Source organism: Hymenobacter oligotrophus, assembly GCF_003574965.1.
Classification (GTDB): Bacteria; Bacteroidota; Bacteroidia; order Cytophagales; family Hymenobacteraceae; genus Solirubrum; species Solirubrum oligotrophum.
Window position 1 is genome coordinate 3441438 of the sequence record NZ_CP032317.1, and the last position, 26727, is coordinate 3468164.

Annotated in this window: 21 protein-coding genes; 14 read left to right on the forward strand and 7 right to left on the reverse strand. The window is 57.1% G+C overall.

The features are described from left to right. Positions 1 to 163: 163 nt before the first annotated feature. From D3Y59_RS14785 to D3Y59_RS14795, 3 genes are all read right to left on the reverse strand, one after another. On the reverse strand, positions 164 to 721 hold the full coding sequence (locus D3Y59_RS14785) for a hypothetical protein (RefSeq protein ID WP_119445746.1): 558 nt from the start codon (positions 719 to 721) through the stop codon (positions 164 to 166). A 30-nt stretch (positions 722 to 751) separates the two neighbouring features. Then, positions 752 to 3154: a TonB-dependent receptor gene (locus D3Y59_RS14790; protein ID WP_119445747.1), complete on the reverse strand. Its 2403-nt coding sequence runs from the start codon at positions 3152 to 3154 to the stop codon at positions 752 to 754. A 127-nt stretch (positions 3155 to 3281) separates the two neighbouring features. Next, the gene (locus D3Y59_RS14795; RefSeq protein ID WP_162910815.1) at positions 3282 to 3617 is read right to left on the reverse strand and encodes a hypothetical protein; all 336 of its coding nucleotides are present in this window, start codon (positions 3615 to 3617) and stop codon (positions 3282 to 3284) included. 412 nt (positions 3618 to 4029) lie between these two features. Here D3Y59_RS14795 and D3Y59_RS14800 point away from each other — a divergent pair, with 412 nt between their 5' ends. The 3 genes from D3Y59_RS14800 (at position 4030) to D3Y59_RS14810 (ending at position 7701) form a co-directional block, all read left to right on the forward strand. Further along, complete coding sequence (locus tag D3Y59_RS14800) at positions 4030 to 4494, forward strand: hypothetical protein (protein ID WP_162910816.1); 465 nt, start codon at positions 4030 to 4032, stop codon at positions 4492 to 4494. A gap of 183 nt (positions 4495 to 4677) precedes the next feature. Further along, a complete protein-coding gene (gene htpG, locus D3Y59_RS14805; RefSeq protein ID WP_119445750.1) occupies positions 4678 to 6510 on the forward strand; it encodes a molecular chaperone HtpG in 1833 nt (610 codons plus the stop codon). Positions 6511 to 6711: 201 nt separating this feature from the next. After that, the gene (locus D3Y59_RS14810; protein ID WP_162910817.1) at positions 6712 to 7701 is read left to right on the forward strand and encodes a toxin-antitoxin system YwqK family antitoxin; all 990 of its coding nucleotides are present in this window, start codon (positions 6712 to 6714) and stop codon (positions 7699 to 7701) included. Positions 7702 to 7719: 18 nt separating this feature from the next. Here D3Y59_RS14810 and D3Y59_RS14815 read toward each other — a convergent pair whose 3' ends face one another. Further along, positions 7720 to 8070: a YraN family protein gene (locus D3Y59_RS14815; RefSeq protein ID WP_119445752.1), complete on the reverse strand. Its 351-nt coding sequence runs from the start codon at positions 8068 to 8070 to the stop codon at positions 7720 to 7722. A 212-nt stretch (positions 8071 to 8282) separates the two neighbouring features. On the opposite strand from D3Y59_RS14815, the gene lipB reads away from it, so the two are divergent. The 10 genes from lipB to porN all read left to right on the forward strand — a co-directional run bounded on the left by lipB (position 8283) and on the right by porN (position 18654). Continuing rightward, on the forward strand, positions 8283 to 9092 hold the full coding sequence (lipB, locus tag D3Y59_RS14820; protein ID WP_119445753.1) for a lipoyl(octanoyl) transferase LipB: 810 nt from the start codon (positions 8283 to 8285) through the stop codon (positions 9090 to 9092). Further along, on the forward strand, positions 9089 to 9505 hold the full coding sequence (locus D3Y59_RS14825) for a hypothetical protein (RefSeq protein WP_119445754.1): 417 nt from the start codon (positions 9089 to 9091) through the stop codon (positions 9503 to 9505). Before lipB ends, D3Y59_RS14825 begins: the two co-directional genes overlap by 4 nt. 48 nt (positions 9506 to 9553) lie before the next feature. After that, on the forward strand, positions 9554 to 10621 hold the full coding sequence (locus D3Y59_RS14830; RefSeq protein ID WP_240410385.1) for an MraY family glycosyltransferase: 1068 nt from the start codon (positions 9554 to 9556) through the stop codon (positions 10619 to 10621). Continuing rightward, complete coding sequence (locus D3Y59_RS14835) at positions 10575 to 11789, forward strand: DUF4271 domain-containing protein (protein WP_119445755.1); 1215 nt, start codon at positions 10575 to 10577, stop codon at positions 11787 to 11789. Before D3Y59_RS14830 ends, D3Y59_RS14835 begins: the two co-directional genes overlap by 47 nt. Positions 11790 to 11861: 72 nt before the next feature. Next, positions 11862 to 12692 carry a uroporphyrinogen-III synthase gene (locus D3Y59_RS14840; RefSeq protein ID WP_119445756.1) on the forward strand — a complete coding sequence of 277 codons (831 nt, stop codon included), beginning with the start codon at positions 11862 to 11864 and terminating at the stop codon, positions 12690 to 12692. Between the two features lie 165 nt (positions 12693 to 12857). Then, positions 12858 to 13868, forward strand: a complete 1011-nt coding sequence (locus D3Y59_RS14845) for a PorP/SprF family type IX secretion system membrane protein (RefSeq protein ID WP_119445757.1) — start codon at positions 12858 to 12860, stop codon at positions 13866 to 13868. 234 nt (positions 13869 to 14102) lie between these two features. After that, on the forward strand, positions 14103 to 15119 hold the full coding sequence (gene porK / locus D3Y59_RS14850) for a T9SS ring complex lipoprotein PorK/GldK (RefSeq protein WP_119446500.1): 1017 nt from the start codon (positions 14103 to 14105) through the stop codon (positions 15117 to 15119). Between the two features lie 88 nt (positions 15120 to 15207). Further along, positions 15208 to 15978: a type IX secretion system motor protein PorL/GldL gene (gene porL / locus D3Y59_RS14855; protein WP_205590841.1), complete on the forward strand. Its 771-nt coding sequence runs from the start codon at positions 15208 to 15210 to the stop codon at positions 15976 to 15978. A 65-nt stretch (positions 15979 to 16043) separates the two neighbouring features. After that, a complete protein-coding gene (porM, locus tag D3Y59_RS14860) occupies positions 16044 to 17627 on the forward strand; it encodes a type IX secretion system motor protein PorM/GldM (RefSeq protein ID WP_119445759.1) in 1584 nt (527 codons plus the stop codon). 46 nt (positions 17628 to 17673) lie between these two features. Beyond that, the gene (porN, locus tag D3Y59_RS14865; RefSeq protein WP_119445760.1) at positions 17674 to 18654 is read left to right on the forward strand and encodes a type IX secretion system ring subunit PorN/GldN; all 981 of its coding nucleotides are present in this window, start codon (positions 17674 to 17676) and stop codon (positions 18652 to 18654) included. 106 nt (positions 18655 to 18760) lie between these two features. Here porN and uvrC read toward each other — a convergent pair whose 3' ends face one another. The 3 genes from uvrC to porW all read right to left on the reverse strand — a co-directional run bounded on the left by uvrC (position 18761) and on the right by porW (position 26229). Next, positions 18761 to 20584: an excinuclease ABC subunit UvrC gene (gene uvrC / locus D3Y59_RS14870; RefSeq protein WP_119445761.1), complete on the reverse strand. Its 1824-nt coding sequence runs from the start codon at positions 20582 to 20584 to the stop codon at positions 18761 to 18763. Positions 20585 to 20777: 193 nt separating this feature from the next. Further along, complete coding sequence (locus tag D3Y59_RS14875) at positions 20778 to 23117, reverse strand: penicillin-binding protein 1A (RefSeq protein WP_119445762.1); 2340 nt, start codon at positions 23115 to 23117, stop codon at positions 20778 to 20780. Between the two features lie 109 nt (positions 23118 to 23226). Then, on the reverse strand, positions 23227 to 26229 hold the full coding sequence (gene porW / locus D3Y59_RS14880; protein ID WP_162910818.1) for a type IX secretion system periplasmic lipoprotein PorW/SprE: 3003 nt from the start codon (positions 26227 to 26229) through the stop codon (positions 23227 to 23229). 228 nt (positions 26230 to 26457) lie between these two features. On the opposite strand from porW, the gene D3Y59_RS14885 reads away from it, so the two are divergent. Then, the gene (locus D3Y59_RS14885) at positions 26458 to 26697 is read left to right on the forward strand and encodes an AtpZ/AtpI family protein (RefSeq protein WP_119445764.1); all 240 of its coding nucleotides are present in this window, start codon (positions 26458 to 26460) and stop codon (positions 26695 to 26697) included. Positions 26698 to 26727 lie beyond the last annotated feature (30 nt).

A 26727-nucleotide genomic window follows, 5' to 3' on the forward strand; every position in this document is an offset into this window, starting at 1 on the left:
AGCCGCCCAATCTTATGCTTCGTGATTAAGAGCAGTACCTAGGCGCTACAGTTGTCAAAAGCCATTTTTTTCTTTGATGATGGCAATAACGCAAATTTGCTCAGGCCTCGACTACAGGGTGTGGTGCAACCAGCACTTGAGGCGCCAGTAGCAAACAGCGTACTTACTGAACGGTTACCGGGAAGGTCACGTCGGCGTCGGTCGAGCCTAGGTCGGGCTGGCCGTTTTTGTTGTCGGGCTGGTGACGCAGCACCACCTTAAGCGTGCCGGTGGCGGCGGTGGTGGTTTGCACGCGCGTAGCCAGGCCAACTTCCAGGTTGTTTTTGTCGCGGTCGGTGCGGGTTACCGTAAGCAGGTTGGCCGGCGCCGGGGTGTACACCACCAAGTGCTCGTCGTTTTCGGCCTGCACCTCGGCGGTAATGTTGCCGGCCGGGTTTTTCGATTCGTCGAGGAAAGACAGCGCACCCGTGTAGGTGGTGTTGGGCGCCAAGCGCAGCGTGCCGATGGTGGGGGCGTTGCCGCCGGCGCCATCGAGGTCTTTCCACTCCACCGTTACGGCCTGGCCACCGCCCGTGGTGGGCGTAAGGGTGTAGCGCACCGTAGTAATCAGCTCGTTCTCATCGTCGGGCTCCGGCTCATCGTCGTTGCCGCAACCAGCTAGCAACAAAGGGGCAACAAACAGCACCGCGGCGAGGTAGGGGCGGAAAAGTGTGGTTTTCATGAGGGTGTGGATGAAGTGGTTTGTAAAAGGTTAGTTGGCCGAAGCGCGCCGGCCGAAATTCAAGGGTGCTTGCAGCCGCAGCGTGATGTTGCGGCCCATGTCGTCGGCGAAATAGCGGAAGCGGTTGAGGTACTCGCGGTACCGTTCGTTCAGCAGGTTGGTGCCCGTTAGGCTAAGCTGCACCGGCACACCGCCTAGGTGCACGGTGGCGCCTACCTCGGCCCCGAGCAAGCCGTAGCCATCGGGGGCGGGTAGGGGGTCGTAAAGGGCGCTGGGCACGCGCGTTTGGCGGCGGGTAGCACCTAGGGTTAGCTGCGCGAAACGTTGGGTGAGGCGGGCAGCGGGGCGGCCGGCCCACTCGCGGCGCACGGCCAGCTCAAAACGGTCGGCTGGTACGTACACCAAGTAATCATCGAGCCGCAGGTTGCGGGCCCGCACCAGCGCCGCTTTGCCACTCACAAGCCATCCCGCAGCCGGCGTGTAAGCTAGCGAAGCATCGAGCCCGCGGAACACGGCATCGGTTTGCTGGTAGCGCCACGGCCGAAACACGCCCTGAATGGTGGTTACCGGCTGCCCGATTACTTGGTAGATGTACCCGTCGATGTGGTTCTGGTACACCGTCAGCTCGCCGTTCAGGCGCGGGTTGGCGTGCAGCGTAGCAGTAAGGTTCAGGTTGCGGGCGGTTTCGGGCTGCAGTTGCGGCGCCCCGGCTGGGCGCGCTACGTCGTAGCCTTCCTCGTACAAGCCGTTGTGCACGCCCTGCGCGTACCGCTCGTTGGGGGCGGGGGCCCGGCGCACCAGCGCGGCATCGGCCCGCAGCGTAAAGTGCGGCGACACCTCGTACACGGCGCCCAGCGAGGCCGAGGGCGTCCAGAATTGAAAGCGCTGCCGCTCCACCCCGTAAAACAAGCTCGAATCGGCCGCGAAACCCCGGATAAGGCGTTTGGTGGCTAGGTCGCGGCGGTCGAGGCGCACCCCGGCCTCCAGCGTCAGCTGCTCGTGCTGCCACCGCTCAATAGCAAAAGCGCCGCCCACCCAGTTGTTGTAGAACGGGATGAACTGCCGGCTGCCCGGCGCGTAGCGGTTGTGCTGGTAAGTGCCGCTCAGCCCCACGGTACCGCTGAAGTTGCCTAGGTGCGGGTGCTCCCAAGCCACATCGGCCGTGGTGGTGTAGTTGAGGTAGCTGAGCTGGGGCAGGTTTTTGCGGCCGGCCGCGCTGCCGCTTCGCACCACATCGTACTCGTCGCGGTAGTCTTGCTGATGCGCTAGCGTGGCCGTAAGCTTTCCGCCGTGCCCGGTTTTCACAAAGCCCGTCAGCTTGGCCAAATCGTGGCGCACCTGCTGGTACGGCCGCGCAATGTTGTAGCCGAACGAACCCAGCCCTACGGGCCGCCCGCGCTCGGTGGCGGTTTGCAAATCGGCGAGGTTGCCCACAATGGCCGCCTGCAAAATGCCCATGCGCGCGTTGAACTGGCTGTAGAACACCTCCAGGCCATAGCTATCCTTGCGCCAACCTAGGGCGGCCGCAAAGTTTCGCTCGCGGTAAGCAGTGTTCTCGAGCCAATAATCGGGCGTGCGGGTGTTGCCGGCTTGCTTTAGGGTGCCCTGCACGCGCCAACTCAGGGCCGGCAAGCGGCGCAAATTGCCCTCAACGGTGGTGGCCACGGTAGCCAGGCCGTTGTTGCTGGCGCCCACCAAGTTCAGCTCGGCGCCCACGCCGGCCGAGTCGCGCAGGGGCTTGGGTTGCACCAGCACCACGCCGCCCACGGCATCGGAGCCGTAGCGCACGCCGGCGGCGCCTTTCACCACCGTCAGCTCGGAGGCCACAAACGGGTCGATTTCGGGGCCGTGCTCCTGGCCCCATTGCTGGCCCTCTTGCCGCACGCCGTTGTTCATGATGGCCACGCGGTTGGAGTGCAAGCCGTGGATGATCGGTTTGAACACACTTGGCCCCGTTTGGATGGCCGATACCCCGGCAATCTTTTGCAGCGCTTCGCCTAGGGCCTGGCCCCGTGTGGCTTGCAGCGCTTGCCCTGCGAGCGTGCCAGCCGCCTGCGTTTGCGGCCCAACCACCCGTTCGCCGCGCACCACGGCGCTCCGCAGCTTGATAGCGCTTGGGTGCAGGGCGAAGTTGCGCACGGTGGCAGCACCCACGCGCAGCTCGGCCTCTTCGGCTTCGTAACCCACGAAGCGAACCTGCACCCGGTAAGCACCGGCGCACACATGAAAATGAAAGTGGCCTTCCGAATCGGCTTGGGTGGCTTCCTGCGTGGGTAGCAATACTACCGTGGCGCCTGCCAGCCCTTCGCCCGATTCATGGTCCGTTACGCGGCCGGCCAACGGCAAGGTGCACGTGCTTTGGGCAGCAGCCGCACAGGCTACACCCCAGCACAGCCCCGCCCAAAGCAGGACCGCCGCAAGGCGGAAAAGCATGAAGTAGGAGGAAAGATGCCCGAATACTAAACAGGGGGCTGTGCACGTGGCTGCTACCGCCGCTAGGGTAGCTTAGGTGCACAGCACACCTAGGCCCAGCTGCTCGGCAGCCTGGGCACTCAGTAAATTAGGCGCAAGCCGGCGGGCCTCGGAGGTACGCCGTCGCGGGCGTGGCGCTTTCCCAAACCGAGTACTGCAGCGCGGCTTTCAGCGGCGCGTAGCGGTGTACTACCGGTTGCAGCACCAGCTCCGGCGTGGGCTGGAACGGCACGTCGAACAAGTGGTCGACGGGGCAGTGCTGGTGCTTGGCCGTGAGCAGGGCTTTGTAGCCACGGCCGGTGTGGGCGGCTTCCTTCTCGGTGTGCTGGTGGCGGTGCAACGCCAGTATAGCCGACTCCGGCAGCAGCACCCGCACGAAGCAGAGCAGCAGCAGAATGGCCAACTGAGAACGGAGTGCACGCATAAGCGGAGACGAAGCAGGTGCTTGGGCGGCTAATGTAAGGAGAAACCCGAAACCGCCGCAAATTTTCGTCTCCTTAACAAGCCCATGGGCATTTGGTTATGGCACAACGGGGTAGAGGCCTCGTGCGTAAATAATTACACCTTCTGATTTTCGTACCGCTACGCATTACTGCCCCATGAAACAACTTGTACAACGCTCCCTGCAACTGCTGGCCCGTTACCTGCGCGGCCACGCCCCGGTTAGCGCTCCAAGCGCGCCCGATCCTTTGTTTGTGTAGCCCTAGCGGCTGCGTCGGCAAGCGTTTAGCACGCCGTATTTCTTTTTCGCATAGGCTTTTGCTGCATCCGGCAAGTAGCTGCTTCAGGCGTTTGGCACGGCATTTTCATTTGCTGTGTCAAACGCCTGATTTACTGTGATGGATAACCTGTACTTCGATAGCCTAACGCTGTTTCACGACCCTGCTTTGCGCTTGCTGTACCACCGGTGGCGCGGCACCTACAACAGCCACTTGTTTCAACCGGCCGTGCGGCATATCCAAAGCTTGCTCGAGCAACGCAACGTGGAATACTGGATCGTCGACCTGAACGGCCTGCCCAACTTAGGGCTCGAGGATCAGTTTTGGATTAGCGCCGAGGTGCTGCCCCAAGTGGCGCAGCTGCCGCACTTGCGCCAGCTGGCCTTGGTGCTGAGCTCCAACGTGTACAACCAACTGGCGGCCGAGAGTATTTTGCACCTAGGAAACAGGCACTTGCAATTCGAGGTGCAGTTTTTCTCCGATACAGCTTCGGCTTTCGATTGGCTTATTAACCCGACGCTTGAGTCCGCAACGCCTGCCCAATTGTTGGCGGAGCAGGCAAGCCTGCGCCCGGTAGCGTAGCAGTTGGGCAGCGCCTTTGGCGGATGGCGGGCCGCTGCTAGCAGGGCAAAACTGCCAGCTTGGCAGCTTTGCGTACGGTTTGGGCAACTGGAATAAGGTTTGATTTCGGGGCGAGCAACGGCAGCCGTGTGTAGTGGGCTGCCTTTGTACCCGTCAAACACATCTACCCCTTACCTAACCGCTATGCAGGAAACCGGTAGCATCTCGATTCATACCGAGAACATCTTCCCCATCATCAAGAAGTTCCTGTACTCCGACCACGAGATTTTCTTGCGGGAGCTTGTTTCGAACGCCGTTGATGCCACCCAGAAGCTGAAGAGCCTTGCGCAGCTGGGCGAATACCAGGGCGAAGCCGGCGAGCTGAAGGTGACGGTGAGCGTCGATAAGGAGAAGCGCACCATCACCGTGTCGGACCGCGGCATCGGCATGACGGCCGAAGAGATTAAGAAGTACATCAACCAGATTGCCTTCTCCGGCGCTACCGAGTTCGTTGAGAAATACAAGGACAAAGACGCCGCGGCCAAAGACCAGATCATCGGTCAGTTTGGCCTAGGTTTCTATTCGGCTTTCATGGTAGCCAAGGAAGTCGAAATCTTCTCGAAGAGCTACAAAGAAGGCACCGAAGCTGCCCGCTGGGTGTGCGACGGCAGCACCGAGTTTACGCTCGAAACCACTGAGAAGCCCGAGCGCGGCACCGATGTGGTGCTGCACGTGGCCGAGGATAGCGACGAGTTTCTGGAAGAGGCGCGCCTGCGCGGCATTCTGGAGAAGTACTGCCGCTTCCTGCCCGTTGAAATTGAGTTCGAGGGCAACGTTATCAACCAAACGCAGCCGCTCTGGACCAAGCAGCCTTCGGAGCTGACCGACGAAGACTACACCAAGTTCTACCAGGAGCTGTACCCGTTCTCGGAAAAGCCGCTGTTTTGGATTCACCTGAACGTGGATTACCCCTTCAACCTCACGGGTATTCTGTACTTCCCGAAGGTGAAGGACGAGTTGCAACTGCAGCGCAACAAAATTCAGCTGTACTCGCGCCAGGTGTTTATCACCGACGAGGTGAAGGACGTGGTGCCCGAGTTCCTGATGCTGCTGCACGGTGTGCTCGACTCGCCCGATATTCCGCTGAACGTGTCGCGTAGCTTCCTGCAGGCCGACGCGAACGTGCGTAAGATCAACCAGTACATCACCAAAAAGGTAGCCGATAAGCTGGCCGAAATCTTCCGCAAGGAGCGCAGCTCGTTCGAGGAGAAGTGGGGCGACATCAACTTGTTCGTGAAGTACGGCATGCTGTCGGACGACAAGTTCTACGACCGTGCCAAGGACTTTGGGCTGCTGCAGAGCATAGCCGGTAAGTTCTACACCTTCAACGAGTACAAAGAGTTGGTGCAGGCCAACCAAGTGGACAAGAACGGCCAGAGCGTGCTGCTCTACACCACCGACGAAGAAGCCCAGCACGCCTACGTGGTAGCGGCCCAAGAGCGCGGATACGACGTGCTCAACTTCAACGGTCCGCTCGATCCGCACTTCATCGGCCTGCTCGAGCAAAAGCTGGAGAAAACCACCTTCAAGCGCGTTGATGCCGATACTATCAGCAAGCTCATCGAGAAAGAGGAAACCGCCGAAAGCGTGCTCTCCGACGAGGAGAAAACCAAGCTGCAGGAGCTGTTCGCCAAAGCCATCAGCAACGAGCACATGCACGTGCAGGTAGAGGCCCTGGCCCCGCAAGATGCCCCGGTTATCATCACGTTGCCCGAGTTTATGCGCCGCATGAAGGACATGCAGCGCGTAGGGAGCGGCGGTGGCATGGCCATGTTCGGCTCGCTGCCCGATAGCTACACCGTGAGCGTGAATGCCAACAACCCCGTGGCCCAGCGCGTGCTGAAGGCCGACGAGGAGGCTGCCACCAAACTGGCCAAACAAGCCTTCGACTTGGCCTTGCTGGCCCAAGGTTTGCTGAAAGGCGAGGCGCTGACCCAGTTTGTGAAGCGTAGCGCCGAGCTGCTGGCCGCCGAATAACGAGTTTTGTTCCGGAGCGAAGCCGGTCTTGCAACTGCTGCGGTTGCGGGGCCGGCTTCTTCTTTTGCTGAGCTGCCGGCACCAATCGTGCAACAAAGTGTACCTGCCGAGCTTGCCCGTCGTAGAATGCTAGTGCCGACCTAGGGCACTATCAAACCCTATCTTTACGTTTCGCTACCCAAACACCTTCCTGCCTACTTCATGCGTCCGTTTCGTCTGCCGACCACGCTCTTGCTGCTGCCGCTGATGCTGCTTGGGGCCTGCGCCAAGAAGACGGTTTCCTTCAACAGCAAGCCCGAGGCTGGCGCCGTGGCCCTGCTCGCGCCCGATAGCCTAGGTGGCACCCGCGCCGATACGCTCGCGGCAACCCGCGACACGGTAAAGGCGCCCTCGCTGAGCACGGCCAAAAAGCTCAGCAAAGAAGAGCAGCGCAAAGCCGAGGAAAAGCAGAAGGAGGCTCAGCGCAAAGCCTTGGCCAAGCGCAAGAAAAACGTGTTTCTGGGCGAGCCCATCAAAAAAGGCTTTGCCAAATCGGGCGCAAAGGGGCGCAACCAGGTAATCGAAATTTTTTACTACCTGAAGGTGCCCAAGCAGCCCAACGCTTACGCGCCCAGCAAGTGGTACTTCAACGTAGCCAAGCGCCGCATCGAGAAAACGGCCTCCGCGGCCGAAGCCGACCCGGGCAAGTACAAGGTGCTGCACGGGCCTTACAGAAAGATGCAGGGCGGCAAAGTGGTGGAAACCGGCTTTTACTACGTGGGCACACGGCACCTGCGCTGGGAGCGGTACAACAAGGAAAACATCCTGCTGAGCAAAGTGCACTACGAGCAGGGTTTCCCGCGCGATGCCCACATCAGCTACTACGACGGCGGCCAAACCATGGTGAAGGAAGTTATTCCGTACATCGACGGCAAGCTTGAGGGCGAATACGTGAGCTTTAAGCCCAACGGTCAGCTCGATTGGGCCGGCGAGTTTGAGAACGGGCGCAAAGTGGGCACCTGGACGAAGTACTGGGGCTTCCGCAACCGCCGCCACTACGAATACCAGTACGGCGACTCCGGCTTCGACCCGGAGCAAGAGCCTGTGCTCGTGAAGGAGTACAACCGCAACGGCGTGCTGATTTACGAGAAAGACAAGCTCGACAAGCGCGCCGAAGACTCCCGCAATTCCTTGGCCCCGCGGCGCAACTAGGCACCTAGGCGCACAGGCTCAGAACGCGTCCTCAAACGCCTCCACCCGAAAGCCTGCCGAGTTGGGCGTAAGCGCCACAATATCAAAGCGAATGTCGGCCTGCCAATTGTGGCTGATGATGAATTGCTCGGCGGCGCGCCGGATGCGCTGCTGCTGCGCCGGCGTTACGAACGTTTCGGGGTAGCCGTAGCGCAAATCGGTGCGCACCTTCACCTCCACAAACACCAAGCGGCGGGTGCCGTCCTGCACAATCAGATCTACCTCGCTGCGGCGGTAGCGGTAGTTGCGCGCCACCACGGCGTAGCCTCGCTCGAGGTAGTAGTTGGCAGCGGCTTGCTCGCCGGTGGCACCTAGGGCAGCAGAAAGCATAAATGGCGTGCGGTGGACTTGGTTACGGTGCTTGCCAACGCTTACTCGGGCCGCGAAGTAAAGGTTTGGCAGCCCCTTGTAGCCAGTACCGCAAACGCAATACGGCAACCAAGGGCCATCAACCGCTAATAAGGCGTTACTTTTGTAGGCGACAACGCTTTCGACCTGCCGCTTGCGTGGTTGAGTTAAAAGCGCTGCAAATCCTCTGAGCTATGGAACCTGAACTGTATTCGGCCTGCGCGCAACCGGTGGCTGCGGCTGTTTCGCACCCCGAGCCGGCTGGCGTTGCCGCAACGGCCAATACGCGCGTGGTGCTGCAGCGCTTAGGTCGCGTAGCTTACGCTCCTACTTGGCAGTACCAAGAGGAGTTGCTGGCCAATTCGCTGGCCGTCAAAACGCGCAACCGCCTGGCCGAAGGCAGCGGAGCCCAGCCCGAAAGCACGCCCAACCACCTGCTGTTCTGCGAGCATCCGCCGGTATACACCCTGGGCAAAAGCGGCAAGCCCGAGCACTTGCTGCTCGACGAAGCCGGCCTGGCCGCGCACGGTGCCACCTACCACCACATCAACCGCGGCGGCGACATTACCTATCACGGCCCCGGGCAATTGGTGGGCTACCCTATTCTCGACCTAGAGAACTTCAAGCCCGATATTCACCATTACCTCCGCACGTTGGAGGAGGCCGTTATCCGCTTGCTGGCCGAGTATGGCTTATCGGCCGGGCGCATTCCGGGCCTTACCGGCGTGTGGCTCGATTTTGAAGAAGGCGCCCCGAACCCGCGCAAAATCTGCGCAATGGGCGTAAAGTGCAGCCGCTGGGTTACCATGCACGGCTTTGCGCTCAACGTCAACACCGACCTTTCGTATTTCGGCTACATCGTGCCCTGTGGCATTACCGACAAAGCCGTGACCTCGCTGCAGCAGGAACTCGGCCGCGAAATACCCTTGCGCGAAGTAGAAGACCGTTTGCTGCCCCATTTGGCTGAGCTGCTGGGAGCTGAAATTGTTGAACCCACCGCATGAAAGAAGACATCAAATTTGACCCCGTAGAAGGCGTTTCGGTAGCCATTGTTCCCGACGAGGCCGCCGCCGTAGAGGTAGGCAAACCGGGTTGGTTGGTGTATTTGCTCAACCATAACCGCTTCCCGCTCGAAAACGTCATCATTAGCTCCAATGGCTACGGCCTCGATGCCGACGGCCACGACGTGCGTACCTCAACGCTTCGGCACCACTTCCCGGAAATCGAGGCGTACTCGGCTGTGCCCATCGAACCCATCGACCCAGCTCTGTTTCACCTGAATAACCAGTACTGGGTGAGCTACTACATCGGCGGCCAGATTTTTGATAAGAAATTCATTTTCGTACCCGATTCCATCGTGGCCGATAACCTTATTCCGATTGCCCTGCTCGGCCGCGAGGGCGTGCTGCACAGCTAGCCGCCTTCGGTCGCTGTTGCGTAACTTTACTCGTCTCACTCCCGACATATGACTCCAAACGGCATAACGCTGGGGCTGGCCTTCTTGTGGGCCTTTTTGGTGGCGTTGTTCGCCGTGCCTTCGGTGATTTACATTGCTCACCTCAAAAACATGCTCGATTTGCCTAACAAGCGAACCGTGCATGCTTTGCTGACCCCGCGTCTGGGCGGCGTGGCCATTTTTGCCGGGTTCATGTCGGCCCTTACCATCTTCGCCGACCTAGGCAATGGCATTCAGCAATTGCTGGCAGGTTGTATTGTGCTGTTTTTCGTAGGCCTCAAAGACGACCTTGTATCCATCTCGCCGGCCAAAAAACTGGTTGGCCAGTTGCTTGCCACGGGCATCGTCATGTTCATGGCCGATATCCGCATTACCAGCTTTCAGGGCATTTTTGGAATCCACGAGCTGCCCGATGGCATTAGCTACGCGTTTACTTTCCTGGCCATTGCCGGCATCACCAACGCCATCAACCTGATCGACGGCCTCGACGGGCTGGCGGGCTCCATCGTTCTCATCATCGTCAGCACGTTCGGCTACTACTTCCACCGATACGGCGGCTCGGCGTTCGGCAACTACGTGTTCGTATCGGTGTGCGTAATTGGTGGTATGCTGGGCTTTTTGCGCTATAACTTCCACAAAGCCACCATTTTCATGGGCGACACCGGTTCGCTGCTTTGCGGATTTATTGTTTCGGTGCTCACCATCCAGTTCATTCAGATGGGGCTGCACACCAGCCAGCCCTTCGACGCGGCTAACCCAGCCGTAGCGGTTGGCATTCTGTTCGTGCCGTTGTTCGATACGCTGCGCGTATTTACCGTGCGCGTGCTCAACGGTACGTCGCCCTTCACCCCCGATAAGAACCACATCCACCACCGAATTCTGGCAATGGGTTTCCAGCAAATCAGCACAGTGCTGCTGCTGGCCTTGCTCAACCTCGTGGTCATTCTGTTTGTCATCAACTTTGGCTACCTAGGCAATACCTTGCTCATTGCAGGGTTGATTGCTTTTTCGTTGTTGTTGAGTGTATTCCTTGGAACATACCGCAGCCGCAGCGCGCAGCAGCGAGTCGCCTCGTAAGGCCTGGGGCAACACTTGGTGGGCGTGGTTGCTGGCGCTGCTCTTGAGCATCGGGCCGAGGCTGCTACATGCCGTTGAGTACCGCCCTTTGCCGCCAGCGCCGCCCGTAGGCCTAAGCAACGATTGGCTTATTTACGATGCGGCCGGCAACAAACTGGTGTTATACCTACCTGGGTACCACCCGCCAGCTCGTGCGTACTACCAATGGGTAGCAGTACGGCCCAACCAGCCCTTTCGCATAAGCTTTGCGGCGCGGCAGGATTTGGCCCTTTTTGTTGATAACCAATTAATTTTCCGGGCGGAATCGGCAGGCAATTACACACTCGATTTGACCCAGTTGCTGCCGAAGCCCATTAGCTACGGGCAGCATTTGCTATGCGTGTGGCACCCCGCGGCCGCCCCCGATTACGTTTCGTTTTCCAGCGCTTTGCCTGCCGAGGCAAAGACCAGCTCTTTTGCCACGGCCAACTGGTGGAAGCCGCAACTACGCGCCTCAGTTCACCAAGGCGAAAACGTATTTCTCTGCTTTCTGATTCTTATTGGGCTGATGTACGGCGCCATTCGCACCGTGTACCGCCCGGGGTTCGCGCGCATCTATGAGTTGTGGAGCAATGTCCCAGGCGAGCAAAATTTTCTGACGCGGCCCACTATTACGTGGCTCAACGTGCTGCTTATATTATTATTCTCGCTTTCGTTTGGGCTGCTGATCGTCGCAATCCATACCAACGTCCAGAATATCGTTATCCTGAAGCAGCTTTTTTCAGTTTCCGAATCGGGCCTGGTTGTACGCGTTATCCTTTACGCGGTGCTGGTATCTGTATTCGTGTTCGCTAAAGCCGTTTATATCGCTTTAATGGGTTATATATTCGATTTATCATCTTTAGTCTTAGTTCAGTATAGAGAGTTTGTTCGCAGCCTGCTGTTCATGGGGTTATTTCTTCCCATTGTGATGCTGCTGTACCTAGTACTGAATCAATCTTGGCCTGAAGGCGTGTTGTGGGTGTCTAACGGCGTGGTTTCTACCATGTTGCTGGCCACCGTTTTTAGGGTTGGCCGCACGCTTAACCGTCGCATGTCACTGCTAAATCTGCATTTGTTTTCGTACCTTTGCGCCACCGAAATCATCCCCTTGACTGTGTTGCTCAAGTTGTTGGTTATCACGTATTGAGTGAACGGCTCCTTGTTCTTTCGTCCACAGCTCCATTTCGTATCGCTTAAGCTTTACTTTCTTTAACCTCACATGGCTGAGAGCACAGACAAGCCGGGTACCGGTCGGCACGCCAAGCGCATTCGCAGCATCTTGGTTACGCAACCTAAGCCAGCCAATGATGTGTCGCCGTACTTTGCCATTGCCGAGAAATACGGCATCAAAGTAGATTTTCGCGAGTTCATCCAAGTCGATCCGGTTTCGTACAAAGACTTCCGCAAGGAAAAGGTTAACATCCTGGATCATACGGCTATTATCTTTACTAGCCGCAACGCCGTTGACCATTTCTTCCGCATTTGCCAAGAGGCTAAGCTGGAGATGCCGGCCGAAATGAAGTACTTCTGCATTTCGGAGCAAACTGCTAATTACCTGCAGAAATACATCGTGCTGCGCAAGCGCAAGCTATTTGTCGGCCTGCGTACGGCTGTCGACCTTTTCGATGTAATTAAGAAGCACAAGAACGAAAAGTTCCTGTATCCGTGCTCCGACATTCGCAAGGATGACATCCCTGAGTTTATGCGTGCCAACGGCTTCAAATTTTCCGAAGCCGTGATTTACCGCACCGTAGCCAGCGACTTGTCCGATCTGTCGGATGTGAAGTACGACTGCATAGCCTTCTTCAGCCCGTCCGGCATTAGCTCTCTGTTTGTCAACTTCCCTGACTTTGTGCAGGATGGCACGCGCATTGCCGCTTTTGGCCCTACTACGGCCAAAGCCGTACGCGACGCCGGGTTAGAGCTCGACATTGAAGCGCCACTGCCTAATGCGCCGTCCATGACGGGGGCCATCGAGGCCTACATCCGCTACCACCACGGTGCCGAAATAGCCAAGGAGCAAGCGCGCAATAACAAACAAAAAGCATAGCGCGTTTAACTGCCAACGACGAGCGGGGAGCATAACATAATAAGTGTGCTCCCCGCTCGTTTTTTCGGGGCATTTGGGCAAGGTTGTATTTTCAATACATTTGAAAGTACATACCTTATTTTCGCCATCTGCCGTAGCCACGCATACTTACAGCAGCAGTCTTTTATGAAGAGAAATCTACTTGCTACGCTTGTGCTGTCGGCTGTAGCTGGCTCTGCTGTAGCACAGCAGCAGCCGCAGTTTAGCCATTATCCTTTCAACGGGATGTACCTGAACCCAGCCTATGCCGGCATCAAGGGTCAGGGTGAATTCATTTCGATTTATCGATACCAGTACTTCAATTACAAAGCTACCCTCGACGAAGGCGGCGAGCCGAAAACGTTTATGCTGTCGGGCTCCTTGCCGGTGCGGGCCCTAGGTGGCGGCATTGGTTTCAATGCCTATCGGGACGAAATAGCCCAGTCCGATATTACATCGTTTTCCCTTTCGTATTCAAAGCATTTCAAGATCGGAGACGAAGGCCTCCTAGGTGTCGGGCTTCAGGGTATATACAACAACTGGCGGCGGGGTGGGTACCGCGCTGTCGACGAGTTCGACCCGAGTATCCCCGACAACAGCTCCGACAACAAGTTCGATGCTGGCGCGGGCGTTTGGTACGAGTCGCCGCGTTGGTATGCCGGTTTCAGTGTTAATAATCTGCTGCGTTCGCAGTACCGCTTCCAAAGCGTACCGGATAGCCTAGGCAATAGCCAAGGCAAACAAGCCAGGGCAACGGCCGAAAATCACGCGTATCTGAGCGTAGGTTATAACTTCGAGCTAACCGACGAGATTACCTTAACGCCGTCGGCCATTGGCAAACTGGTGTTGCCGGGGCGTTTTGGCGACAGCAAAAAGTTTTCACTCGATAACAACTCGTTCGAGGCAAACGTACGGGCCACCTACAACGACAAGTATTGGGGCGGGTTTGGCTATCGTTACGGAGAATCTTTTATTGGCATGGTGGGCGGATCCATACTAAAAGATAACGCTCTTCGGATTGGTTATGCGTTTGATTTAATTGCATTTAATCAGGATGCTCGTGCATTCAGTTCGCACGAAATAATGATTTCTTACCGGCTGCCTAAGCCGGGCTTAGCGATCCGCCCAGCCATCCGTACGCCGCGGTACAGCTTCTAATTGAAGGCTAATTGATGGAACTATTGGTTCGTTAAGTACCTTTGCAAAGGTATTTTGACCCAAGTGTAATAACGCAAGGCACTCAGACGTTTAACCAGCTGCCTAATCGGTTATGAAACAAACCGATGGCCTTTGGTTAAACGCTTGTTTGCGAAAAGCTTTGTCGCTAAATTTGCCAAGCGCAAAATTGTAATCTTTGGGTATCGCCGCCTGAACAGTCACTTTCACCCTCACATGAACAAGTTTCTTGGTTTGCCCCTCATTGCCTGCGTGGCCTTGATGCTGGGGGCTTGCAGCTTCGGCAAAGGCCCCACCGGCGACCTGGTGGGCGCTGAAGACCGTCCGGAATTTAACCCGCAGGAAGTGCCTTTTGGCATGGTGCCCTGCCCCGGCGGTACCTTCCACATGGGTCAAACCGACGAGGACATTGCTGCCTCGATGGTGAACATGAACAAGCAGGTGACCATCGCCGGCTTCTACATGGACGAGACGGAAATCACCAACAACGAATACCGTCAGTTCATGAATGCTGTGATGCAAGACTCAATCGACGTGTTGGGCGAGCAGTACATCATGACGGAGCTTTATCCGGATACCACTGTGTGGGTTCGTGACTTCACCTACCACATGGGCGACCCGCTGATGGAGTATTACTACAGCCACCCAGCGTTCGATGACTACCCCGTAGTGGGCGTCGACTGGTTTGCGGCTAAGTATTTCTGCAACTGGCGCACCAAGCACAAGAATGCCGCCGCTGCTGAAGAAGGCTTGGCTGGTGTTCCTGGCTTCCGCTTGCCTTCCGAAGCCGAGTGGGAATACGCTGCTCGCGGTGGCCGCGAACTAGCTACTTTCCCTTGGGGCGGTCCTTACCTGCGTAACTCGCGGGGCTGCATGCTGGCAAACTTTAAACCCGGCCGCGGCGACTACGCTTCCGATGGGTTTGCTTACACTTCACCCGTAGGCGCTTACTTCCCCAACGACTTCGGCCTGTACGACATGGCCGGCAACGTTTCGGAGTGGTGCGACGACGCCTACATGGAATCTTCGATGCCGGTGGTTTGGGACATGAACCCCACTAACCCCGACGACAACGAGCCGCGCAAAGTAGTACGTGGTGGTTCTTGGAAAGACATTGCTTACTTCCTCGAAACCGGCACGCGCAACTTCGAATATCAAGATTCGGCTCGCTCTTACATCGGCTTCCGCTGCGCGCTGATTCAAATTGGTATGGGCACTAATAACAGCCTTTAATCCACGTTTCGCTTTTTCTCGCTCACACCAACTTCTTTACTTCTAATTAACAATGGCACAAAAGGGAAATTTTCTGTATGACACGGTCATGCCGAAAGTGTATGGCATCGGTGCGGCGGTGGTTATCGTCGGTGCACTGTTCAAAATTCAGCACTGGAAAGGTGCCGATGTCATGCTGATCGTGGGTTTGGGTGTTGAGGCGTTGATCTTCCTGCTGAGTGCTTTCCAACCCCAGCACAAAGACCCCGATTGGTCGCTGGTATACCCCCAGTTGGCTGAAGGTTACGACCCCTCTACCGGCGACCCATCGTTCGGCGCTACCAACAACTCGGGTACCGGCCTGACCCGCAAGCTCGACGACATGCTGAAGGACGCTAACGTGACTCCGGATGCTATCAAGTCGTTGGGTGAAGGCCTGAACCGCCTCAGCACTACTACTACGCAGCTGTCGACCCTAGGCGACGCTACCAACGCTACCGACGAGTACACCCAGCGTGTGCGTGCTGCCGCTCAGTCGCTTGACAACATTAACGTAGCATACAAGCAAACTGCCGAAGCTATGTCGGCTATGTCGAATGCTACTGCCGATGCTAAAGAGTATCACCTGCAAGTTCAGAACGTAACCAAGAACCTAGGTGCGCTGAACGCTGTGTACGAAATGGAACTGCAGGATGCCAACACGCACCTGAAGTCGATGAACAAGTTCTACGGTACGCTCAGCCAAGCCATGGAAAACCTGGTTAGCGCTGGCAAAGACACCGAGCAATTCAAAGACGAGGTTGCCAAACTGACGGTTAACCTGAACTCGCTCAACCGCGTGTACGGCAACATGTTGAACGCCATGCGTGCTACCAGCTAATTGCTGAGGCTAGCTAACGCAGGTTATCAATACACCCACGACTTCTTTATTAGGATTCAATAACAATGGCGGGAGGTAAAGAAACACCGCGGCAAAAGATGATTGGCATGATGTACTTGGTACTGACTGCCCTTCTTGCGCTGCAAGTAAACTCCGCAATTCTGCTCAAGTTTAAGTTCCTCGACGACAGCCTTTCCAACATCAACGAAAAGGTGTCGAAGTCAAACGACTTTGCTGTAAAAGGCATTCAGGCTCAGGTTGAGAAGAACCGCAACCAAGCCAAGGACTTGGTGGTGTTGAAGCAAAGCCAGGAAATTCGGGAGCGTACCAAGCAGACGATTACGTACCTGCGCGAGGTTCGTGATAAGCTGGTAACGGCCACCGAAAACACCAAAGGCAAATCGGAGTACAAGAACATGAGTGCCGAAGACAAGGTGGCCATCACCATGCTCGGCGGTTCTCGCAACGGCGAGGCGTACAAGATGAAAGACGAGCTGAATAAGTTTTCGTCTTACATCAAGCAGTTCGTACCAGGCGTTTCGCCGCTTGCTATGGACGCTAAAGAGGACCCAGGTGTTATCGACCCGGAGCAGAAGAACAAAAACTTCGCTGAGCTCAACTTCGAAAACACCCCGTTGGTAGCAGCACTGGCCGTGCTTTCGCAAAAAGAGGCTGAAGTGCTCAAGTATGAGTCGGACGCTTTGAGCGAACTTGCTAAGCGAGTAGGTGCTGAAACGATCGTATTCGACAAAATTGGTGCTTTCGCTAGCGCCGAGTCGAACACGGTAGCTGCCGGTACCAAGTACAAAGCCGAACTGTTCCTGACGGCCTCCGCTTCGGGTATGCGCCCCTCGATGACCCTGAATGGTTCGCCGCTGCAGGTTGGTCCCGATGGCAAAGGCAAAATCGAATTCACCGCCACTCCTGGTGCGTTCGATGCTTCGGGCAACGCCAAGAAAACCTGGACGGGTACGATCCGCATCCGCAATAACGGCCGCGATACCACGTTCAAAGTAAGCGTGCCTTACACCGTTACGAAGCCCGTAATGCAAATTCAGTCGGCTTCGGTGCAGGCGCTGTACTTTAAGTGCGGCAACAAGCTGAGCGTACAAGTACCGGCTCTTGGTCCGCAGTACAAGCCTGGCTTCTCGGCTTCGGGTGCTCAGGTTATCCAGGGCGACAAAGTTGGCGACGTTACGCTTGTGCCTAACTCGGCTGAAGTTACCCTGAACGTAAGCAGCGGCGGCAACGCTATCGGCTCGCAAACCTTCAAAGTTCGCCCGATCCCTAAGCCCGACATCAAATGCGTAGTAGGCGGCCGCGAGGCCAACGAAAAGCAGGGTACCCCGATTACGGCTGTGCGTAACATGAGCCTGCGTGCCATTCCGGATCAAGGTTTTGCCTCGTTCTTGCCCGAAGATGCTCGCTACCGTGTAACGCGCTACGAAGTAACGCTGGTACGTGGCAAGCGCCCGGCCATGCCTACTATCAACGTAAACGGCCCCGATGTTGATTTGAGCAGCGTAGTTAACTCGGCCCGTGAAGGCGACCGTCTGTTCATCGAAGTAAAAGAAGTTCGTCGTATGAACTTCCGCGGTGAGCAAGAAGAGGTGCGCATGAGCAAGCAGTTTAACGTGCCGCTGATCTAGTACTAAGTAGTTGAACCAACTGCCTGGCCTTTTGCCTTTCCCTCACATGAATAAGTTCTTATCCTTCGCCGCTATGGCGGCCAGCCTATCGCTGTCGGTTTCGGCGTCGGCCCAAGAGCAAGCAACTACGGCCAGCAGCAACGGCTCGTATCGGCCCATTCCTAACTCGGACATCATGTTCCGCAAAACCGTGTGGCGTGCCATCGACCTGCGGGAAAAGCAGAACAAGCCGATGTTCTCCGAGGGCAAAGAAATCAGCCGTGTGATTCTGGAAGCAGTTCAGCGTGGTGAGCTGCAAGCCTACCGCAACGACTCGCTTACTACTACTTTCACTCCGACGGAAGTTTCCGGTAACTTTTCTTACGCTGAGGCTACCAACGAGCTGAGCGCCGAGGAGAAAGCAGCTGGTTTCACGCAGGAGGATAGTGGCTTTGGCGGTAGCGATGATGGTTGGGGTGCTCCTGCTAAAAAGTCGTCGGCTGCCAAAACGCAGCCGAAGCGCGACAAGAATGGCAAGATCATGAAAGACAAAAACGGGAAAACCATCATGGAGAAGGTCCCCGCTACGTCTACTGCTGCTGCCAAGCCGGCCGGTCCTCCGAGCTACAACTACCGCTTCAAAGACATCTACCAGATGGAATTGAAGGAGGACATGATCTTCGACAAGAAGCGTTCGAGAATGTACCACGACATCAAGTCCATCACGCTGCTGGTGCCGGCTACGCTGGGCTCCAACACGTCGGGCATTGAAAAGCCGATCGGTACCTTCAAGTATTCGGATCTGGTTCGTGTGTTCCGCGCTAATCCCGACAAAGCCATTTGGTTCAACCCCCAGAACGACGCACAGCACAAGAACTTGGCTGACGCTTTCGAACTGTGGCTGTTCAACTCGTACATCGTAAAAGTGTCGAACCCGAGCGACTCGCGTCTCGACGAAATCTACGGTGGTCAGCAGCAAGGCATTTTGGCTGCTTCGCAAGCCGCCGCCGACCTGATCGAGTATGAGTACAGCCTGTGGAGCTTCTAAGTCTACTAGGCCCAAACAAAAAAGGCCCCTGCTAACTGCAGGGGCCTTTTTTGTTTGGGCCTAGGTGGTTGTAAATGTTGGGCTATTCAGGATCAGAAAACTATAGCTATTCTGCGGAGCGGGCAGGCACGTCCTGCTGGGCGAAGTAGTCGAGCAGCACCTTGGCTTTGGCCTTGCCGATTTCACTTACCAACTCGGATTCGCTCAGTTCCTTTATCTTCTTTACCGATTTAAACTTGTTCAGGAGCTTATCAGCCGTAACCGGACCTAGGCCCTTCACGTCGGTGAGTTCGGTCTTTAGCGTGGCTGCATCGCGCCGCGAACGGTGAAACGTGATGCCGAAACGGTGGGCTTCGTCGCGCATGCGCTGAATGAGGCGCAGCGTCTCGCTTTTCTTGTCGATGTAGAGCGGCAAAGGGTCGTTGGGTACGTAAATTTCCTCCAAGCGCTTGGCAATGCCAATGATGGGAATTTGCCCCCACAGCCCTAAGTCCTTTAGGGCCTTTACGCCCATGCCCAGCTGGCCTTTGCCGCCGTCGACCACGATGAGTTGGGGCAAGCTGGCGCCTTCGTCGAGCAGGCGGCGGTAGCGGCGCGTCACGATTTCGTACATCGAGTCGAAGTCGTTGGGGCCCACCACCGTTTTGATGTGGAAATGGCGGTAATCCTTTTTGCTGGGCTTGGCGTTGCGGAAACACACCATGGCCGCCACTGGGTTGTCGCCCTGAAAGTTGGAGTTGTCGAAGCACTCGATGTGGCGCGGCAAGTCCTTCAGGCGCAAATCCTTTTTGGCTTGCTCCATAATGCGCACCTCGTTAACGTCCTTCGATTTCTCGTTCATCGACTCTTTCTCTTTGCGGAGGTAGAGCACGTTTTTAATCGAGAGATTCAGCAGCTTACGCTTGTCGCCGATTTCGGGCACGGCCACTTTTACGCCAGGTAAGGGTAAGGGCGGCAGCTCCACGTTCACCAATATCTCCTTCGATTCGCTCTCGAAGTCCTGCCGCAGCTGCATCACCATGGGGGCCAGGATTTCGGCGTCGGTTTCGTCGAGCTTCTTCTGCACTTCCAAACTTTGAGTTTGGGTAATTGAGCCGTTCATCACCTTCAGGTAATTAATGAAGGCCGATTTCTCGTTCGAGGCGATACTAAACACGTCGATGTTCGATAGCGACGGGTTAACGACCATTGATTTCGTCTGGAAGTCGTCGAGTTTGTCGAGCTTCAGCTTGTACTGGTGTGCCAGCTCGTACTGTTGGTCGGTGGCCGCTTCCATCATTCGCTCCTTAAAATAGCCCTTGGCCACGGTGAGGTTGCCCGACAGGATGTTGCGGATTTGCTGAATGTGCTGGTTGTAAATTTCTTCCTCAATCAGGTCCTGACACGGCCCTTTGCAGTTGCCAAGGTGGTACTCCAAGCACACCTTGTATTTGCCGGCGGCCACGTTTTCGGGCGAGAGGTTGTAGGTGCACGTGCGTAGCGGGTACAAAGCTCTGATGAGCTCCAGAATAAGGTTCATGCCCGTTACGCTGGCGTAGGGGCCGTAGTAGCGCGAGCCGTCGTTGATTTTGTTACGCGTGGGCAGCACCCGCGGAAACCGCTCGTTGGTGATGCACAGGTACGGGTACGTTTTGCCATCCTTCAGCAGGATGTTGTACTTGGGCTGGTGCTGCTTGATGAGGTTGTTCTCCAGCAGAAACGCATCCGATTCCGAATCGACGATGGTAAACTCGATGCGCTCGATGTTTTTGACGAGCTGCTGGGTTTTCTTGTTGTGGTCTTGCTTAGTGAAGTAGCTGCTCACGCGTTTGCGCAAGTCCACGGCTTTGCCGACGTAGATGATACGCCCTTCGGCATCAAAGTATTTGTAGATACCCGGCCGGTGCGGCAGGTGTCGGATTTGCTCTTGCAGGTGGGCTTGGGCAGCCATAGAAAAGTAGTAGCAGAGGTAAGCAGGGTTTTAAACTACCAAAACATCAACGAGGTTGACAGAATTCACCTAGGTCGCGCGTCGGATGCCTTGGGCCAGGGGCAACGTAGGCAGGAGCCCTAGGTGGCCGCCGGCAACAAAACAGCCCCGCTTGCAGGGCAGGCGGGGCTGTAATGATAAAAAGTACGTGGGGCTAAATATCTTGGTCCTCGAGGTCCTGAATGTCCACTTGGTTCAGTTTCTGCTCGTACGGAATGGTGTCGCGCTGGGCGCCGTAGTAACGCGAGCAGTCGATTTCAATATCCAACGGCTTCTGCGGTTTCGGAAACTCGCCGGTGCTGATGCCGATGTCTTTGTTGTGCTTGTACACCTGCCGCATAAACAGGCCATAGATGGGCAGAGCCAGGCGCGAGCCTTGGCCGTATGCACCCGTGCGGAAGTGAATGCTGCGGTCTTCGCCGCCTACCCACGTGCCGCACACCAAGTCGGGCGTCATGCCCATAAACCACGCATCGGAGTAGTTAGAGGTGGTGCCGGTTTTGCCGGCCATCTGGTGCGGAAATTTGAAGCCGTTGCGCAGAATGATGGAGGTACCACCTTGCTCTTCCACGGCGCCGCGCATCATGTACGTCATCAGATAAGCGGTTTCCTCGTTCAGGGCCTCCTTAGTTTGGGCCACAAACTCGCGCAGCACGTTGCCGTTTTTGTCCTCGATGCGCGTTACCATCATCGGGGCCGTCCAAACGCCCCGGTTTACGAACGTGCTGTACGCCCCCGACAACTCGTAAATGCTCACGTCGGACGAGCCAAAGCCCACGGCTGGCACCGCCTCAATGGGCGAGGTAATACCTAGGCGCTTAGCGTAGGCCACAATGGTTTCGGGGCCCAGCTTTTGTACCAGCCAAGCCGTAATCGAGTTCATCGAGCGAGCCAACGCCTGCCGCAGCGTGAAAGTGCGACCCGAGAAACCGCCCTCGAAGTTTTTGGGCGTGTAGGGCGCGCGGCCCGCCACGGCCGGGAAGGTGGTAGCCACGTCGGGGCGCTGGTAGCAAGGCGAGTAGCCCTGGTCGATGGCGGCTACGTACACAAAGGGCTTAAACGTGGAGCCCGGCTGGCGCTTGCCCTGCTTTACGTGGTCGTACTTAATGTACTTGAAGTTGATGCCGCCTACCCAAGCCTTGATATGGCCGTTGAGCGGATTCATGGCCATAAAGCCGGCGTGCAGCAGGCGCTTGTAGTAAGCCAGCGAATCCATCGGCGACATGGTCACTTCTTTCTCGCCGCCGTTCCACGTGAACACCTTCATGCGGTACCGCTTGTTCAGGTAGTACTTGATGGAATCTTTGTTGCCATCGAAGCGGGTGTGAAGCGAGCGGTAGCGCTCGGTGCGCTGGATGGAGGTGCTCAGGAAGTTGGGAATGAGCTTGCCGTTCTCGTCGCGCCACGGCTGCTGGCCTTTCCAGTGCGCATCAAACCAGCGCTGCTGCAGCTTCATGTGGTCGGCCACAGCGGTTTCGGCGTAGCGCTGCATGCGCGAGTCGATGGTGGTGTAAATCTTGAGGCCGTCGGCGTACAGGTCGTAGCCGGTTTCCTTGGCCCAGCTGCGCAGCATTTTGCTTACCTCCACCCGGAAGTACGGCGCAATGCCTTCGTTTTGATTTTCAACCTTGTAGTCGAGCTTAATGGGCTTGGCTACCGCGGCGGCATAGGTACCTTCGTCGAGGTAATCGTATTTGCGCATTTGGGTCAGCACCCAGTCGCGGCGCTTTTTGCTGCGCTCGGGGTTGCGCACCGGATTGAACACGGTGGGGCCGTTTACCAAACCCACCAGCAGCGCCGATTCTTCCAACGTCAGCTCTTTTGGCTTTTTGTTGAAAAACGTTTTGGCCGCCGTGAAAATGCCGTAAGCATTAGAGCCGTATTCAGCCTGATTGAGGTACATGCGCAGGATTTCGCGCTTGGTATAGTTGCGCTCGAGTCGCACCGCCAAAATCCATTCTTTGGTTTTGGTAATGAGCATGCGCAAGCCCGGCACGTCGTTCAGCTTGCCGTCGTTCAGGTCTTCGCGGGTGCGGAACAGCATTTTGGCTAGCTGCTGGCTAAGTGTAGAGCCGCCGCCGCTTTTGCCACCCAGCACCAAGCCCGAGGCCACCCGCATCATAGCTTTGGCATCGATGCCGGAGTGTTGCTCGAAGCGCGCATCCTCGGTGGCCACCAACGCATCAACGGTATGTTGGCTGAGGTCGTCGTACTCCACGGGCGTGCGGTTCTCGCGGAAGTATTTGCCCATCAGCGCACCATCGGCCGAATAAATTTCCGACGCCAGTTCGCTTTTGGGATTTTCGAGCGTGCGTAGGTTGGGCATGCTCCCGAACAAGTTCAGGAAGTTGATGCTCACAGCCAGCACAAACAAAATGGCGGCCAGCACGCCCGCGCCAAACAACAGCCAGAGCGTACGGGTAACGGCCCCAAACCGCTCAGGACGGTTTGGCTTGGGGCGATAAGCAGGTTTAGGCCGTGAAACGGTAGGCATTTATGAGAATTAGTAATTGAGAATTAACAATGAATAGTTGACAGCTGGTGCCAGCATGTGTATACACCGGAGCCGATGCATACTGCAGCCAATTATTAATTGCTCATTGTTAATTCTTAATTGAATAAACGGGCTGGGCGAAGCGCAAATACTCCTCCAGGTTGCCGCGCGAGAGGAGCACCGGCAGGTTATCAATACCGATCAGGAAGGATTGGTAACCCGCGTTGCGAAACTTCATCAGCGGGCCTTGCGGCCCGCGCAGCTTAAGCGCGTAGTTAAGCGCAACCTTGGCGTTGGGCAAAGCCTGCACAACCAGCAACTGCTGATCGGGACCTAGGGGCTGCGCCTGCACCTGCAAATTGCTGGCCTTAAAGAAGCGGTTGTTGTAAGCGGCAAGCTGATTTTGAAGCTCGGCAAAAGCAGCGGCGTCTTTGGGGTAGGCAATTACCACCGCGTGCGCTGCATTCACATCGGCGCGGTACGGCGAGGCTTCGGCAGGCGGGGCGGCAGTTGGCTTAGGCTCGGTGGCAGCGGTTGGGGAGGGGCTGCCGGCCCCTGCAGGCTGCGGCGGCGTAGGCGAGTTGTTAGCAGGCGGGGTTGGTGCGCTTGGGGCAGGCACTTGGGCAGCGGCGACCTTGGGCGCGGCAGGAGCGGGAGCTGCGCCCTTCGAGGCCGGTGGCGTAACCACCGGGGCTGGTAATTTTTGAGGCTCGGCTTGCGGGGCCGGCTTTAGCGCCACGGCTGGCGTTTCGTTTTCTTGGTACAGAATGCGCACACGGTTATCAACCTCGCCGGGACGAAAGAACGACACCGATGGCTTTTCGGTGGAGGCCAAGGCGCCGGCCAACTGGCCGCTTTCGTAGCGGCCGTAAGTGCTCAGTAGCTCTTGCGCCCTAGGTGCCAGCCCACTCTCGGGGTACTTCTTCACAAAGGCAGCTACCTCGGCTTTGTGCTTGGCCGGCGGTTGGGTGCGCAGCGTTAGCAGCAGTTGCAGGTACTCGGCGCGGTCGTTCAGGTCGGTTTCGGGGTACTGCTTGCGCGCCCGAACCAAGGCTGCGTTGGCTTTCTTGAATTCCTGCTTTTTGTAGAGCGCAAATGCCGAATCGAGCCGCACGGCCATGTGCTCGTTGGCCACCGAAGTGCGGCGCAAGTACTCGGGGTCGGCCACAAGCCGGGCAAACGAGGAGTTAGCAAACTCCTGCCGTAGCCGTTGGGCGTAGGCTTCGGCTTTAGCATCGCCTAGGTCCTTGTAAAGCAGGTACAAGCTGTAGTACACCTCCAGGGTGTGCGGGCTGTTCGGAAAACGTTGCAGCAACTGCTCGTAGGTCTGGGCTGCCTTGGCCGGCTCTTTCAGCTGCTGGTTGTAAATGGCTCCTAGGGCAAACAAGGCCTCCAGCACCTTGGCTTCGGCCTGCTGTTGTTGCTCGGCCGTAGCCGGTATGCTTTGCTGATACTGCGCCAGCAACGCCGCGCGTTCGTCAGCAGGCGTGGCCTGCTGGGCCGATGCCCCGCTAGCCGGGTTTACCAGGCTGCCATCGGCCCCGCGTACCGAAACCGGCGCCCCGGCGCCTGGCACCGGCGCACCGGTGGTGGCAAGGCTGCTCAGGCGCCAGTTATCGGTTAGAGGGCGGTTGCCCCAACGCCGCTCAAAGTCGGCGCGGGCAGTGCCCAGCGCCGTTGGGTTATCGAAGTACCACAGCCGGCCTGTGGAGACACTGGCAAACGCCAGCGGGTCTACGTTGGGGTTGCCAGCGCGGGTGGGGTCTTGACCTAGGGCCGTTTGGTTGACGCCGCGAGCGGCCAACGCCGCCTGCCGCTCGGCTGCCTGTTTGCGGCGCAGCAGCTCCGCATCGGCATAAGCAACCAAGCGCGTGCGCAGGGCCGCTGTATCCAGTTTGGCCAAGGCAAGCAAGCTGTCTTGGGTTTCAACGGTAGTTAGGTGCTGGGCAAAGTCGCGCAAAATATCGCGCCGCTCCACAATTGCCGCAAACTCCGGCGTTTCCCTGGGCAGGCTCTGGGTAGTGCTATCGTAATAGGCGGCTGCGGGGCGGTACTTCTGCAGGTTTTCGTAGTAGATGCGCCCAGCCAGCAAGTACGCATAGCCGCGTTGCGCCCGGTTGGTGGTATTCAGCCGCACCGATTGGTTAAGCAGCTTCAGCGCTTCGTCGTATCGTTGCTGGCGGTACTCCAGGCGCGCCATTTCGTAGTACACTTTGTCGCGGTACTCGCGGTTGTTGGGGTCCTTCAGCAGCTTCGCGAAGTACTTGTTTAGGCGCGTGCGGTCTTGCTGGTTCAGGTCCGATACCTGCCCGAGCATGAGTTTGGCAAAAAAGTCGAGCTCGTAGGGCGGGTTGCGCCGCAAAATGCTGTTGAGCTGGGCGTAAGCTTCCTTGTCCTGGCCGGTGTTCTGATAGAGTTGCGCTAGCACATAGCGCGTGCGCGAGCGTTCGTCCTTTTTCTCTATATATGGAATGGCCTTGCTGAGATTCTCAATGGCCAGCCGCTCGTTGCCCTGCCTAATGTGGTATTGCGCGCGGGTCAGGAAAAGCTCGCGCGCATTGTCGTAGGTGCCTTCTTCTTTATCAAGCAAGTCCGATACGGCGGCGGCATTTTCCCACTCGTTGGTGGCCATGTACGTGCGCATCAGCCAGATCAGCGCCTCGTGCCGGGCGTTGGCGTCCTTGCTGGTGGTGTTCACGTACTTAAACGTCTTTAGCGCCTCCTCGAACTCGCGTTTGTAAAAACGGGCCTTGCCAATCAGCACATACGCGTCGTCGGTATAGTCGCTAGTGCCGTGGCGCTGAATAGGCAAGGAGGCCTTTTTCACCACGTCGTCCATGTCGCCCGCGAGCTGCACGGCCTTTACCGAATCGACCACCGGCAACAGCGGCAGCGTACGGTTGTAATCGTTGGGGCGTTCCTTATTTAGGGCAGCCTCCACGCCCCGCATTTTCTCGCGCGCCAAAAAGTAGCCGTTGTCGCGGGCAGTAATGTTTTGGTAGGTGCGAGCTATCACGTTGTGGCGTTCGGCCGAGCAGCCCGCCAGCAAAGCGGCGCCAGCAAAAGCCAACCCAACAACAGGTACCCAAGTAAGGCGCAAAAAATTCGACACGAGCAGCAGAAAGCAGGCGGGTGAAAGGCAGTGTGAGCAAAACGCCGACCGACCGTGATTTTGTTCGGAAGCGATGTAATCCTCCTAGAACGCTACAATGCAAGTAAAAGTACGGGAAAAATGCGCCAGCCCCGGGTTGGTGTCGCTGCCCTAGGTGCTTAAGCCCTGCCGATAGGCAGGCATTTACGCAGCGCGCCGTACCTTTGCCATCCGCTTGCCCCAACCTACATGCCCACGCCTAACCCACAACCCCCGTTTAAATCCGATTCGGACGCCGACCGGCGGCGCCAGTTCGGCAAGTTTTCCGGCGTAGGCGTGCAAATGCTAGTAGTGATAGGCCTAAGCGCGTGGGGTGGCGTTGCCCTCGACAAGAAAATGGGCTGGGAGCCTTGGGGCACCATTTTGCTCACCTTGCTCGGGGTATTTATTGCTATGTACCAAGTCATCCGGGCCGTCTCCGAAAAATAGGCTGTCCACAAAACCAAGCTCCTTTCTGCC

Excerpts from the sequence above, each read along its gene's own strand:
- porN (WP_119445760.1), top strand. The coding sequence starts at position 17,674 with ATGAATAAGTTCTTATCCTTCGCCGCTATGGCGGCCAGCCTATCGCTG.
- uvrC (WP_119445761.1), bottom strand. The coding sequence starts at position 20,584 with ATGGCTGCCCAAGCCCACCTGCAAGAGCAAATCCGACACCTGCCGCAC.
- D3Y59_RS14790 (WP_119445747.1), bottom strand. The coding sequence starts at position 3,154 with ATGCTTTTCCGCCTTGCGGCGGTCCTGCTTTGGGCGGGGCTGTGCTGG.
- porM (WP_119445759.1), top strand. The coding sequence starts at position 16,044 with ATGGCGGGAGGTAAAGAAACACCGCGGCAAAAGATGATTGGCATGATG.
- porK (WP_119446500.1), top strand. The coding sequence starts at position 14,103 with ATGAACAAGTTTCTTGGTTTGCCCCTCATTGCCTGCGTGGCCTTGATG.
- lipB (WP_119445753.1), top strand. The coding sequence starts at position 8,283 with ATGGAACCTGAACTGTATTCGGCCTGCGCGCAACCGGTGGCTGCGGCT.
- D3Y59_RS14815 (WP_119445752.1), bottom strand. The coding sequence starts at position 8,070 with ATGCTTTCTGCTGCCCTAGGTGCCACCGGCGAGCAAGCCGCTGCCAAC.
- htpG (WP_119445750.1), top strand. The coding sequence starts at position 4,678 with ATGCAGGAAACCGGTAGCATCTCGATTCATACCGAGAACATCTTCCCC.
- D3Y59_RS14830 (WP_240410385.1), top strand. The coding sequence starts at position 9,554 with ATGACTCCAAACGGCATAACGCTGGGGCTGGCCTTCTTGTGGGCCTTT.
- porL (WP_205590841.1), top strand. The coding sequence starts at position 15,208 with ATGCCGAAAGTGTATGGCATCGGTGCGGCGGTGGTTATCGTCGGTGCA.
- D3Y59_RS14885 (WP_119445764.1), top strand. The coding sequence starts at position 26,458 with ATGCCCACGCCTAACCCACAACCCCCGTTTAAATCCGATTCGGACGCC.
- D3Y59_RS14785 (WP_119445746.1), bottom strand. The coding sequence starts at position 721 with ATGAAAACCACACTTTTCCGCCCCTACCTCGCCGCGGTGCTGTTTGTT.
- D3Y59_RS14845 (WP_119445757.1), top strand. The coding sequence starts at position 12,858 with ATGAAGAGAAATCTACTTGCTACGCTTGTGCTGTCGGCTGTAGCTGGC.
- D3Y59_RS14840 (WP_119445756.1), top strand. The coding sequence starts at position 11,862 with ATGGCTGAGAGCACAGACAAGCCGGGTACCGGTCGGCACGCCAAGCGC.
- D3Y59_RS14825 (WP_119445754.1), top strand. The coding sequence starts at position 9,089 with ATGAAAGAAGACATCAAATTTGACCCCGTAGAAGGCGTTTCGGTAGCC.
- D3Y59_RS14795 (WP_162910815.1), bottom strand. The coding sequence starts at position 3,617 with ATGCGTGCACTCCGTTCTCAGTTGGCCATTCTGCTGCTGCTCTGCTTC.
- D3Y59_RS14810 (WP_162910817.1), top strand. The coding sequence starts at position 6,712 with ATGCGTCCGTTTCGTCTGCCGACCACGCTCTTGCTGCTGCCGCTGATG.
- D3Y59_RS14875 (WP_119445762.1), bottom strand. The coding sequence starts at position 23,117 with ATGCCTACCGTTTCACGGCCTAAACCTGCTTATCGCCCCAAGCCAAAC.